Source organism: Roseomonas chloroacetimidivorans (assembly GCF_049629625.1).
Classification (GTDB): Bacteria; Pseudomonadota; Alphaproteobacteria; order Acetobacterales; family Acetobacteraceae; genus Roseomonas; species Roseomonas chloroacetimidivorans.
The window spans coordinates 1-11,234 of the sequence record NZ_JBNBZS010000126.1 but is presented as its reverse complement, the minus strand read 5'-3'; the positions used below and the strand labels follow the sequence as shown (position 1 = coordinate 11,234).

At 67.3% G+C, this 11,234-nt stretch carries 13 protein-coding genes and 1 pseudogene; 4 read left to right on the top strand and 10 right to left on the bottom strand.

The genetic code is table 11. The annotated features are described in order from the left end of the window. Nucleotides 1–157: 157 nt before the first annotated feature. The 8 genes from ACO1BU_RS33820 to ACO1BU_RS33785 all read right to left on the bottom strand — a co-directional run bounded on the left by ACO1BU_RS33820 (nt 158) and on the right by ACO1BU_RS33785 (nt 3,705). The gene (locus tag ACO1BU_RS33820; protein ID WP_424140318.1) at nt 158–847 is read right to left on the bottom strand and encodes a recombinase family protein; all 690 of its coding nucleotides are present in this window, start codon (nt 845–847) and stop codon (nt 158–160) included. After that, entirely contained in the window at nt 841–1,251 is a 411-nt protein-coding gene (locus ACO1BU_RS33815) for a type II toxin-antitoxin system VapC family toxin (RefSeq protein WP_424140317.1), read from the bottom strand. Before ACO1BU_RS33815 ends, ACO1BU_RS33820 begins: the two co-directional genes overlap by 7 nt. Beyond that, the gene (locus tag ACO1BU_RS33810) at nt 1,248–1,505 is read right to left on the bottom strand and encodes a hypothetical protein (RefSeq protein WP_424140316.1); all 258 of its coding nucleotides are present in this window, start codon (nt 1,503–1,505) and stop codon (nt 1,248–1,250) included. Before ACO1BU_RS33810 ends, ACO1BU_RS33815 begins: the two co-directional genes overlap by 4 nt. Nucleotides 1,506–1,722: 217 nt before the next feature. Continuing rightward, nucleotides 1,723–2,148 (bottom strand): DUF6640 family protein, encoded by a 426-nt coding sequence (locus ACO1BU_RS33805; protein ID WP_424140315.1) that lies wholly within the window; start codon nt 2,146–2,148, stop codon nt 1,723–1,725. Nucleotides 2,149–2,165: 17 nt separating this feature from the next. After that, a complete protein-coding gene (locus ACO1BU_RS33800) occupies nt 2,166–2,399 on the bottom strand; it encodes a hypothetical protein (RefSeq protein WP_424140314.1) in 234 nt (77 codons plus the stop codon). Between the two features lie 15 nt (nt 2,400–2,414). Next, nucleotides 2,415–2,555: a hypothetical protein gene (locus ACO1BU_RS33795; protein WP_424140313.1), complete on the bottom strand. Its 141-nt coding sequence runs from the start codon at nt 2,553–2,555 to the stop codon at nt 2,415–2,417. Continuing rightward, nucleotides 2,548–2,988 (bottom strand): TetR/AcrR family transcriptional regulator C-terminal domain-containing protein, encoded by a 441-nt coding sequence (locus tag ACO1BU_RS33790; protein WP_424140312.1) that lies wholly within the window; start codon nt 2,986–2,988, stop codon nt 2,548–2,550. The genes ACO1BU_RS33795 and ACO1BU_RS33790 overlap by 8 nt, the downstream gene beginning before the upstream one ends. Before the next feature lie 456 nt (nt 2,989–3,444). Further along, on the bottom strand, nt 3,445–3,705 hold the full coding sequence (locus ACO1BU_RS33785; protein ID WP_424140311.1) for a hypothetical protein: 261 nt from the start codon (nt 3,703–3,705) through the stop codon (nt 3,445–3,447). Nucleotides 3,706–4,032: 327 nt separating this feature from the next. Between ACO1BU_RS33785 and ACO1BU_RS33780 the strand changes: the two are divergent. Next, nucleotides 4,033–5,710, top strand: a pseudogene (locus tag ACO1BU_RS33780) (IS1182 family transposase). Between the two features lie 39 nt (nt 5,711–5,749). Here ACO1BU_RS33780 and ACO1BU_RS33775 read toward each other — a convergent pair. Both ACO1BU_RS33775 and ACO1BU_RS33770 read right to left on the bottom strand, forming a co-directional pair. After that, entirely contained in the window at nt 5,750–6,319 is a 570-nt protein-coding gene (locus tag ACO1BU_RS33775; RefSeq protein ID WP_424140310.1) for a PIN domain-containing protein, read from the bottom strand. Next, a complete protein-coding gene (locus ACO1BU_RS33770) occupies nt 6,319–6,669 on the bottom strand; it encodes a hypothetical protein (RefSeq protein WP_424140309.1) in 351 nt (116 codons plus the stop codon). Before ACO1BU_RS33770 ends, ACO1BU_RS33775 begins: the two co-directional genes overlap by 1 nt. A gap of 323 nt (nt 6,670–6,992) precedes the next feature. Here ACO1BU_RS33770 and ACO1BU_RS33765 point away from each other — a divergent pair, with 323 nt between their 5' ends. From ACO1BU_RS33765 to ACO1BU_RS33755, 3 genes are all read left to right on the top strand, one after another. After that, complete coding sequence (locus ACO1BU_RS33765) at nt 6,993–8,360, top strand: ISKra4 family transposase (protein WP_424140308.1); 1,368 nt, start codon at nt 6,993–6,995, stop codon at nt 8,358–8,360. A 484-nt stretch (nt 8,361–8,844) separates the two neighbouring features. Beyond that, a complete protein-coding gene (locus ACO1BU_RS33760) occupies nt 8,845–9,825 on the top strand; it encodes a Bug family tripartite tricarboxylate transporter substrate binding protein (RefSeq protein WP_424140307.1) in 981 nt (326 codons plus the stop codon). 14 nt (nt 9,826–9,839) lie between these two features. Beyond that, nucleotides 9,840–11,126, top strand: a complete 1,287-nt coding sequence (locus tag ACO1BU_RS33755; protein WP_424140306.1) for an aromatic ring-hydroxylating dioxygenase subunit alpha — start codon at nt 9,840–9,842, stop codon at nt 11,124–11,126. The last annotated feature ends 108 nt before the right edge of the window (nt 11,127–11,234 follow it).

Genomic DNA, 11,234 nt, shown 5'->3' with positions numbered 1-11,234 from the left:
CCGACGTCTCGGCCAGCGTGGTGTCACCGCCGTGCGTAGCGCAATCTTCAGTCCCCGTTGCGCTTGGTAGCGAGGCTCTCACCGGGGGAGATGCCGCAATGGCAGAGCTTGTATTCCGTCTGGCACCTATTGAGGATTGTCTGGGTGATGCGTTCGCTCATCCGGGCGAACGGTCCAACACACGCCGCACCTGCCAAGGTCGCCATCCTTCCTTACCGCGCGGGGTGCGGACACCACGGGCGGTGAGTGCGTCGGCGAGTTGCTGCAGGGTGGTGGCGCCGGCCCGGCGGGCGGCTTCGATGTAGGGCTGCACCTCGGCCGCGCGACGCCCTGCGGCAAAGGACCAAGCCTTGCGTGCGTTTGCCGCAGTCGTGTTGTCCCCCGGCCTGAGCCTCGGGTTGCCGAGCTTCACGCCGCGTGCCTTGGCGGCCGCGAGGGCAGCCTTGGTCCGCGCCGAGGTAGCACCGGCCTCTTCTTCGGCGACGAGGGCCATGACACCGATGGTGAGGCGGTTAGCGTAAGGCATGTCGGCGGCGAGGAACTCGACGCCAGCCTTTTCCAGGCCGAGGAGGAAGTGGGCGTCGCGGGCGAGGCGGTCGAGCTTGGCGATGAGGAGGGTGCAGCGGCGGAGGCGGCACTCGGCCATGGCAAGCGCAAGCTGGGGGCGGTCACCCCTGCGTCCGCTCTCGACCTCCTCGAAGGCGGCGACAACGGATCCGCTGCAGCCGGCAGCGTGGCGCGTGACAGCCTCGCGCTGGGCATCGAGGCCGAGCCCCGAGCGACCCTGTTTGTCGGTGGAGACACGGTAGTAGGCCACGAAGCGTGGCCCGTTTGGGGCGGTCACCACGGGCGGCTTGCCGGGTGAAGATAGGCGCCGGAGGCGGCGAAGTCGCGACCGGTACAGAGGATCGGCCGCCCCTCAGCCCGGGCGCAGCCGAGCACCATCAGATCGAGAATGTTGAGGAGCCCACCGCGGCCATTACCCCGCCCGTGCACCGCGTTGGCCTCGACCGCGTGGCGACTGGCCTCCGCCCCGAAGGGCAGGACGGAAGCCCTGGCGTCGAGCAGGGTGTCGACCAGGGCCTCGGCCTGCGGGTTGCGGGCATTTCCCACACCGGCGGCGACGCGGGCGAACTCGAGCAGCACCGGGGCAGGCAGGAAGCTTTCCTCGCGCACCAGGGCATCAAGGAGGGGGCCGTAGCCCTCCTCGCGGCGCAGAACAGCGACGAGGGCAGAGGTGTCGACGATCACCGCGGCTGGCCGCGCTCGTCGTACTCGTGCGCGTCGAAGGTGGCGATGGAGGGCACGGCGGACGAAGAAGCCTGATCGAGGATGGCCTCGATGCGGGCGCGGAGCTCTGCCTCGGCGTCATGGGGGAGCGGCATCCGCTCCAGGGCTTCCTCGATGATGCTGGCCTGGGAACGGCCGCCGCGGGTGAGGAGGGCGAGACGATGGGCGGCGCGGTCGGACCGGATAGTGATGGGCTGCTGGGCGCGGCGGGTCATGGAGAAAGAATAGCGAGACGTGCAAGCCCCATCAAGGATCGTGCTTGCACACCTGTGTGGACCATTTCACAATCTGAAAGGACGGTTTAGCTCAAAAGAAGCCCTATGTTTGCAGACAGATACAATGCCCGAAGGTCGGGAGGTCCCTGCAGCGGAGTAAGGCTGGAGTGGCCTTATTTCGACCGGACTGACCCTCATCCGTTTCGGTGGACACGGGTTACGGCCTACGTGGCCGCGGCGCACTGCGCTCCCGCCTTGCCATCGAGTATCCCACGGCGGTGATGGCCAGGATCGCCAGCGAGATGTGGAACTCGTTGATCTGAACGCGCCCGATCTTCGGCAGCGCGTCGGGGAACTCCGCGTCCAGTCCCTTCGCACCAGGGAAGGCGAAGCTCAATGTCTGGGACAGAAAGAATGCCGACGGGAGAGCCGCCGCGATCGCCAGATCCTGTTCCGAAGGGTGTGGCGCGCGCCGCAGAAAGTGGAGGCTGCCCAGCCCCGCGAAGGTGCCGAGGAGGATGGTCATGGCATCGTGGAACCTGGCGTGGGGCGGCCAATTCGGATTGAACAGATGGGTCCGGTTCCAGTCGGCCACGAAGCCGCCGAACACCGTGACCAGTCCGACCGACTTCAGAATCTTCATGCCCAGGTTGCTTCCTGTCATCGCGCTTCGTCGCCTCTCGTTGTCCGTATTTCGAGCCGAAGCGTCAGCAGCAACACCAGCACGCTGACGCCGAGTACCATTGCCGGCGGGATTGTGTGGGAATACTCGCCGTGCAGGACGACGGTCCCGACCACTGCCAGCATAACGGCGCTCCCAAGGAGCGCGCCAAACAGGCGGAGAGGCCGCGTCACCAGCAGGATGGCCGCGGCGAGTTCCAGGCATGCCGTCACGTAGTGGAACCAGTCTTAGTGGAACCAGTTTGGATAGCCCCAGCGCTCGTAGTCGGCGGCGATCTCGGCGCTGACGAAGGCGCTGCCGATGCTGCCTACCAGGAAGAACGCGGCCAGCAGCCAGGCGAGGATGTCTCTCCAAGGCAGCCTAGGCATGCGGCGCTCCTCCCCGCTCCGGCAGCAGGCCGTTCAGGAACAACCAAACGGCCCCATCGACGATTCGCGAGGTCTCCTCGGTGGGAACTGGGAGTGCATCGAGCCCGATCAGGCTGCGGAGCTGCGGCTCGGCCACGACCAGGCTGATGAACTGCTGCGCCAGCGCCAGGGAAGGAAGGTTGCTGCCCCAGGCGTCCGAGCGTTCGCGGTGCCGCTGGAGGAAGGCGCTCAGGATCAGCGCGGCCCTGTGGTGCCCCACTTGATAGACGGCGTGGGCGAGTTCGGGAAAGCGCCCCCCTTCGGCCACCATGAGACGGTGCAGGGCGAGCGTGCGGGGATCTAGAACGATCCCGAGCAAAGCCCGGCCGAACACATGTAGCGATGCGGTCAGGTCCTCGTCCTTCAGCGGCAAGGCTTTGATCGGCTCGGCCATCTGGTCGCAAAGGCGCCGGACCACCTCGATGAAGAGACCCTCCTTGCCGCCGAAATAGTCGTAGATGTTGCGCCGGGACCCCTGGCCCGGGCGATGATCTCGTCCATCGAGAGGGCGTCGCAGCCGCGCTCCAGAAACATAGCGGCAGCGGTATCAATTTGCACCCGAACGCGCAGTTCACCGCGCGAGGTTCGAGGAGTTTCGGTCATCAGTCTTCCACGTTCATGATATGGTACGGTATCATACCGTACCGCTTAACGTGAGTAGCTTCTCAGCCAATGCTTCAAGCCCCACCTCTGTAGGCCATCCATTTGCGAGCGGAATGATGGCGTCCGTTTAAAGGCGTGAGTAGTCCTGCAGAATTGGGGCACATGAGCGGGCTAAATCGAATTCTTGGTTCTATTGTTACGGAGTTCCAAAGCCGGCTCTGCCATGGACCCGCCAGCGCCTACCGCCTCAAGCGACCTGGGTGGCCGCGAGCATGGCCCGTCGTACCTGGGCGGGCGACCAGCGTCGCCCGCCGCGTGGCGCTGGCACGCCGCGGGCCATGAGAGCCTCCGCGATCTCGGCGAGCGTGACGGCGCCCGCGCGGCGGGCCTGGTCGATGTACGGTGCGACCGCGGCGGCACGCCGGCGCGCGTACTCCCGCTGAGCCGCGTTGGCCTGCATGGAGTATGCTGGCTCGCCCGCAAGTAGCCGCGGGTTGCCGAGCCGCATCCCCCTCTCCTTCGCCGCGGCGAGCGCCGCTTTCGTGCGAGCCGACGTGGCGCGCGCCTCCTCCTCGGCGGCGGCGGCGATGACGCCTCCTGCGCCCGCGACATGACGGGCGGCGGCCTCGCGCTGGGCCTCGAGCCCGAGGCCGGAGCGGCCCTATCCCTCAGTCGAGACGCGGAGGTAGGCGACGAAGCGGCTCTTCGGGGCGGTCATCACCCCCGACTGGACCCTCTCCGCCCCGTATTTTCAACTCTAAACGACCGGACACTGTTGGCGAAGTCGAGCGCGGCACGGGGTGAGACAGGCTGTGGTGACCTGGAGGTCGCTACCATGTCGCTCCGCCCGCAATGCGTCGTTCCGCCTGTTCCCCAGCAAACCGGGCAGGTTGCCCGAGCCGCGTTCCCGCGCGGCAACCCCTACCTGCTCCTGCGCGACCGGCTCGGCGTCGTGTTCGAGGACGCCGATTTCACCGACCTCTACCCTGCCCTCGGCCAGCCCGCCTACGCGCCGTGGCGACTGGCGCTGGTCACGCTGATGCAGTTCCGCGAGGGATTGAGCGACCGGCAGGCGGCCGAGGCGGTCCGCGGCCGGATCGACTGGAAGTACCTGCTGGCGCTCGATCTGGCGGATGCCGGCTTCGACCACAGCGTGCTGTGCGAGTTCCGCACCCGCCTGCTCCGCCACGAGGCCGGAGAACGCCTGCTCGCCCGCGTGCTGGACGCGGCACGTGAGGGCGGAATGCTCAAGGCTCGCGGGCGGCAGCGCACCGATAGCACCCACGTGCTCGCCGCGGTGCGGGAGCTGAACCGGCTCGAGTTGCTGGCGGAAACACTGCGCGCGGCGCTGAACGCGATCGCCGTGACGGCGCCTGGCTGGTTGCGCGCACTGGCACCGGCCGGAGTGGCAGCAGCCCTACGGCCGACGCGTCGAGGACATGCGTCTGCCAGAGACCGCCCCCAAGCGCGAGGCCTATGCCTGCCAGGTCGGTGCCGACGGCTACCGGCTGCTCGAGGCCCTGGCAGATCCAAAGGTCCCGCCCGGCGTCGTCGCGCTGCCCGCGGTCGCGGTGCTGCGCCGCGTATGGGCACGGCACTTCGAGCGTGGCGGGGTCGGACCGGACGAGAACGGAGCGGGCACTGTGAGGCTGCGGCCGGCGCAGGGGCGTGGGCCCGGGGACCGGGTAGAGTCGCCCTACGACCCCGATGCCCGGTTCCGAACCCGCTCCGGTAAGCGCTGGAGCGGCTACGTGGTCCATCTGACAGAAACCTGCGACGCCGATGCGCCGCATCTGGTGGTGCACACCGACACCACGCCGGCCAACGTGCACGAGGCTCCCCGCACAGGGCCGATCCACGCTGCCCTGGCAGCTAAAGAGCTCGCCCCCTCCCAGCACCTGGTGGATTCTGCCTACATCAGCGCGGATCTGTTCATCACCGCCCGCGAGCAGCACGGCATCGATCTGGTCGGGCCAGGGCGACGTGAGCTGAGTTGGCAATGCCTCACCGAGGGAGGCTTCGACCTGACCAAGTTCACCTTGGATTGGGACCGGCAGGTGGCGCGCTGCCCTGAGGGCAAGGAGAGCGCCGTCTGGTCGCAGCATGCCGGAGGATCTGACTGGCGTGATCACGTCAGCGTCCACTTCCGCGCCGCCGACTGCCGCGGCTGTCCCTCGCGCGCCCGCTGTACCCGCTCCGCCTCGGGCTACCAGGGCCGCGTCCTCACGCTGCTGCCCCGGCGCGAGCACGAGGTGCTCGCCGGGATCAGGGCACGGGAAAGCACGGCCGAGGGACGGCACCTCTATGCTCAGCGCCAGGGGATCGAGGGTACGCTCTCGCAGGCCGTGCGCGCTTTTGGGCTGCGCCGGGCTCGCTATCGTGGCCTGTCCAAAACGGGCCTGCAGCACTTTGCTACGGCGGCGGCCATCAACCTCGACCGCATGGCGACCTGGTTCGCCGGAAGGCCGCTCGCCCCCACCCGCGTCTCCCGCTTCGCCGCGCTTGCCACCTGATCACCGACTTCGCCAACAGTGTCCGACCGTTTGGCCTCCTTACAGACGCTCCATGGCCGCCAGCGGCGGGACCCCGGCGCGCAGCCAGTCGCGAGCTTGGTCAGGGTGGGCGATGACCAGGGTGGCCTGACCGGGACGCGGGTAGAGCCGGATGCGGGTGCCGTCACCAACCTTGAGGACGTCGGCTGTTTCGAAGTCCGCCATGTTGGCCGTCACCAGCAGGTCAGCCTCGCCGGCGACGGCCACCTCCAGCACGTGCCGGTCTTCCTCGTCACGCAGGGGGTACACGCCGCCACCGACAAGCGCGTGCGGGTGATCACCGGCCGGCCCGAACGAGGCCACGCCGCCGATGGCGCGGACCAGGGTCTCGGCCGCGTCCGCCTCGACCTGGAACTCCCGTGTCAGGACGAGTGCCAGGCGGTCGAGCATGCCGAGCGAGACCACCAGCTGCAGCGGGCCGGCTTGGCAGGCGCCGGACCGAACCGCGTCGGCCAGCCACGGCGAACTACCACCCCGCCTTCCTCGCCGGGTGCCCAGGAAGTCCGCCACCCACACGTTCAGGTCCAGGCACAGTCGCAGGAGGGCCGGCGTCGGACCGGCTGGCGGCATCAGCGCGGCGCCGCGGTGGCCCGCACAGCCTCGGCCAGGATGGCCTCGTCGGTGTCCAGCTCGTTCTCGCGATCGAGCCGCATCCCCTCGGCCACCCGCCTGCGGGCGACTTCGTACTGGGCGGACGCCACGGTGCGGCCGATAGCACGTAGCAGGTTGTGCCGGTCTTCCGGGGTGCCCAGGGCCTCGACGTCGCGCAGGGCGGTGCGGACCGTGCCGGGCAGGTCGAGATAGAGCTTGAGCGAGGCGGCGGTGAGCTGGGATGGCGTCCGGCCCTCGCGGGCGGCGACGCCGCGCAGCTTGTTCACCGTCTCAGCGTCGGCGTGAGCGGAGATGGACTGGCCAGCCATGATCAAACCATAGAATATATAGGTCCTATAGATAGCAGATCCCTACTGTCTTCGACAACCAGCTTGGCCTTTTGACGAGAACTCTCCCTTCAACTCAGGTTCTGGTCGACAGCCCAGTCCGCGAGCGGAATCACCGTAGCCGCCAGCAACGGCTCCGGGTGGCGCCGCATGTCGCGCCCGAACGGGCCGTCGGCCACGACAACACCCCTAGCGCCCATCGCCACCGCGAAGGCCACGTACAGGGTGGGGACTGCCGCGAGATTGGGGGTGCGAGGCCGAAGGGGGTACTTTCAGGCCTATTTTCCCGTCGAGGTAGAGATAGCGTGGCCTGGATCGTGAAGCTGGTGAGCCTCGGGGCCGAGGGCGAAGAACACAGCACCGATGTCATGCGGATCGCCAAGCCGGACGACCTCACCGATCTGGCCAGCCTGGGCCTGACCTTGGCCGAGGGCAAACGGCTGCTGGCCAGCGTCCAGCGGGAGATCGTCGCGGCCCAGGCCCGGGTCCATGCCGCGCGCCGTCCGGCGTGCCCCGGCTGCGGTGGTGTGTGCCGAGTGAAGGACTACCGCCAGCACGGGATTGCAACGCTGTTCGGCCAGGTCAGGGTTTGGCTGCCTCGCTTTCGCTGCGGTAGATGCGGCGTGACCGAAACCGGCGTGGGATGGCCATCGCACGTCCGCTCGACCCCAGAGCTGGACCGGCTGCGGGCGCAGTTTTCCGCCCTGATGACCTACCGGAGCGCCGCCGAGATGTTGGCGCAGCTGTTCCCGGTGGACGCCGGTGCGGACCCGGAGACCTTGCGCCGTCACATCTTCAAGGTCGCCGGGAGCCTGCCGGTGCCGGCGACAGCCGAGCCGGCATCGCCTGCCGAGGCGATCGTGGTGACCTTGGACTCGACCTTCATCCGGAGCTGCGAGGAGGGCGAGCGGCACATCGAGGTCCGGATCGGCAATGTCGAGACGACGGCCGGAAGACGGCAGGTCTTCGGCGCTGTCGCCAAGACCGACACGGATCCCGCAGCGCTGATCCGCCGCAGCCTCGACGCGGTCGGGCGCACCAGGGGCACGGTGCTGACGGCGTTCACCGACGGCTGTCCCGGGCTGCGACGTCTTCTTTTCAAAGCTGGCGTTAATGGGCTCCCGATCCTGGACTGGTTCCATGTTGCCATGCGGCTGCAACATCTGACGCAGATTGCCGGAGGTCTGTCGTCCGACGATCCGGAGCGCGCGGCCGCGAAGGCGGTGATCGCCGAGGAGGTCGAGCGCCTGCGCTGGCGATTATGGAACGGCAAGGCCAAGGATGCCGGGATCAGCATCGATTGCATCCGCGCGGTCATGCACCACTTCCGGGGCGAGCCCGGCAGCCACAGGTCCATCGCGCCCTCGCGCAAGCTGTGGACCGCGTTGCGGGCACTGGACAGCTACCTCGTCGGGCAGAGCGACTGGCTCGTCGACTACGGCGAGCGGCACCGGGCCGGGTTGCGGGCCGGCACGGCGTTGACCGAGGGCACGGCCAACTTCCGGGTGAACCGCAGCATGAACAAATCGCAGGGGATGCGCTGGTCCCGCCGAGGCGCCGATCGACTGCTCCAGGTCCGCTGTGCCGTCTACAACGGCACGCTCGGCACCGGCTTCGGGCAGCGCTTCTCGGCTGCCAACGACTATCACCTGCAAGCAGCTATCGCCGCCTGACCCCAGTTTTGCGGCAGTCCCCTGATGCCAACCGCGGCCGCAAGGGTCCGGTCGCTCAGTCCAGCCTCGAACTTCAGACGCAGTACGTCGCGGATCCGTCGCATCGACAATCTCTCGGTAGGCATCAGGCAGACCCCGTTCGGAACGAGATCCCTTAGCCGGCTCAGACTGTCGGCAATCCACCCCAGGCAACCCTCAACAGGGTGCCCACGATCCCATGGAATCAGTGCCCATCATGCCGTGGAATCACTGCCCACGATGCCGTGGAATCACTGCCCACCATCGCGTCGAATTCGCAGCCAGGCCTGCCATCGCTTCTCGCCGTTCGGTTCCGCCATCGCGTTCCACAGGCCTCCCGCACCCGTGCATTGACCTGCGTCAAGCCGGGGTTCAGAATGTTCGATAATCAGTAAGAAGTTCGTTATTCGAACATTCGCTTTCGGTCAAGCCTTGGCTGGCCGGGTTGAGCGGGAGGAACAGGCGCGTGAGATCCTTTGCTCGTCGGCCCGCGATATTGCTGCCGCTGGCGGCGTCGCTTCCGTTCGGGGCGGCGATATCCGAGACGGACCGCTATCCCAACCGGCCCGTGCGGGTGATCGTGCCCTTTCCGGCCGGGGGATCGAACGACATCTCAGCCCGGGTTGCGGCGGATCAGCTGCGGGCCCTCTGGGGCCAGCCCTTCGTGGTGGAGAACCTTTCGGGCGCCGGCGGAAATGTCGGCGCCATGAACTTCGCGCGGTCGGAGCCGGACGGGTACACGCTGCTCGTCACGCCTGCGGGACCGCTTTCGATCAACCAGTTCCTGTTCCGGAATCTGGGCTACGACCCCGCGACCTTCGTGCCGGTGACGGTGCTGTGCGAGACGCCCAATGTCGCCATCGTTTCCGCCGCCAGTGGAATCAAGACGCTTGGGGAGCTGATCGCGCGGGCGAAGGAGAAGCCGGAGTCCATGACCTATGCCTCCCAGGGCGTGGGCACGACCTCGCATCTGACGGGCGCTCTGTTCCAGGATCTGACGGGCACGAAGCTGGTGCATGTGCCCTATCGCGGTGAGGCGCCGGCCATGACGGACATCGTGGCGGGGCGCGTGGACATGATCTTCTCCAATGTCACCGGCGCGCTGACGCAATACCAGGCCGGGCGTGTGCGGATGCTGGCCGTGGCGGATACGGAGCGCGCGCCGGAGATACCGGACGTGCCGACCGCCGCGGAGGCGGGCTTGCCGGGATTCCAGGCCACCGCCTGGTTTGCTGCGGTGGCGCCACCCGGCACGCCGGCACCCGTGGTGGCGCGGCTTTATGAGGGGCTGTCGCAGGTTCTGCGATCGCCGGATGTGCAGAAACGCTATCGCGAGCTGGGCGCCACCACGGTGGGCGGCACGCCGGAGGAAACGGCGGCCTTCGTGGTGGCCGAACGCAAGCGCTGGGGCGACGTGGTGCGCCGCGCCAACGTCACTGTGGAATGAGCGGAGGGATTGTCATGCCCGACCATAACCTACCCGATCAGTACCGTGATGCCGGGCTTTCTTCCCCACCCGAGGTGCCCTGGCCGGAGGGACTGACGCGCGTGCCCTATTGGGTGTTCCAGCGGCCGGACGTGGCGGCGCTGGAGCAGACGCGCCTGTTCCGGGGCGACACCTGGAACTATCTTTGCCTGGAGGCGGAGATCGCTGAACCCGGGGATTACCGGGCGACGACGCTGGGCGGCGTGCCGATCCTGGCGGTGCGCGACCATGACGGCGAGATCTATGCCTTCGAGAATCGCTGCGTGCATCGTGGTGCGCTGATCGCGCTGGAGGATTTCGGCAAGACGCGGGAATTCACCTGCGTCTATCACGCCTGGAGCTACGACCTTCAGGGCAATCTGAAGGGTGTGGCCTTCAAGGACGGGATCAACGGCCAGGGCGGCATGCCCGAATGCTTCCGCATGTCAGACCATTCGCCGCGCAAGCTGCGGACGGCGGTGGTGCATGGGCTGGTCTTCGCCTCGGCTTCCGACAGCGTGCCGCCGATCGAGGAGTATCTGGGCGAGGAGATTCTGGACCGGATCGAGCGCGTGCTGGGTGGGCGCCAGATCGAGGTGATCGGGCGCTTCACGCAGGAACTGCCGAACAACTGGAAGCTCTATCTGGAGAATGTGCGGGACAGCTATCACGCCTCGTTGCTGCACCTGTTCTTCACGACCTTCGAGCTGAACAAGCTGAACATGAAGGGCGGGCTGATCGTCAGCGAGTCCGGCGGAAACCATGTTTCCTACTCCGCCATCGACCGGGAGGCGGAGGCGAGGGCCAAGGCGGCGAATGAGTATGCGGCGCAGAATATCCGTTCGGAGAGCGATTACCGGCTGAAGGACCCGAGCGTGCTGGAGGGACAGGACGAGTTCGGGGATGGCGTGACGCTGCAGATCCTGTCGGTGTTCCCGGGCTTCGTGCTGCAGCAGATCCAGAACTCGCTGGCTGTGCGCCAGGTGGTGCCGCGCGGTGTGGACCGGACGGACCTGCACTGGACCTATATCGGCTTCAAGGACGACACGCCGGAGCTGCGGAAGATGCGGCTGAAGCAGGGCAACCTGATCGGACCGGCGGGTTATGTCTCCATGGAGGATGGTTGCGTGGGCGGCTTCGTGCAGCGCGGTGTTGTTGGCGCGTCCGACCGGCATGCTGTGCTGGAGATGGGCGGATCAGAGGCGAAGAGCACGAGGACGCGGGCGACGGAGGCCTCTGTGCGGGGCTTCTGGAAGGCGTATCGGGAGCATATGGGGCTTTGAGTGCCGTGCTGATGACCCGTTTCCAGATCACCGACATCATGGCGGTGCAGGCGCGTTATGCGCTCTGCATCGATAGCGACCGGTTGGAGGAATGGCCGGAGTTTTTCC

Coding starts and splice junctions, on each gene's coding strand:
- ACO1BU_RS33810 (WP_424140316.1), bottom strand. CDS start 1,505: ATGACCCGCCGCGCCCAGCAGCCCATCACTATCCGGTCCGACCGCGCC.
- ACO1BU_RS33805 (WP_424140315.1), bottom strand. CDS start 2,148: ATGAAGATTCTGAAGTCGGTCGGACTGGTCACGGTGTTCGGCGGCTTC.
- ACO1BU_RS33795 (WP_424140313.1), bottom strand. CDS start 2,555: ATGCCTAGGCTGCCTTGGAGAGACATCCTCGCCTGGCTGCTGGCCGCG.
- ACO1BU_RS33790 (WP_424140312.1), bottom strand. CDS start 2,988: ATGGCCGAGCCGATCAAAGCCTTGCCGCTGAAGGACGAGGACCTGACC.
- ACO1BU_RS33785 (WP_424140311.1), bottom strand. CDS start 3,705: ATGCGGCTCGGCAACCCGCGGCTACTTGCGGGCGAGCCAGCATACTCC.
- ACO1BU_RS33775 (WP_424140310.1), bottom strand. CDS start 6,319: ATGCCGCCAGCCGGTCCGACGCCGGCCCTCCTGCGACTGTGCCTGGAC.
- ACO1BU_RS33770 (WP_424140309.1), bottom strand. CDS start 6,669: ATGGCTGGCCAGTCCATCTCCGCTCACGCCGACGCTGAGACGGTGAAC.
- ACO1BU_RS33755 (WP_424140306.1), top strand. CDS start 9,840: ATGCCCGACCATAACCTACCCGATCAGTACCGTGATGCCGGGCTTTCT.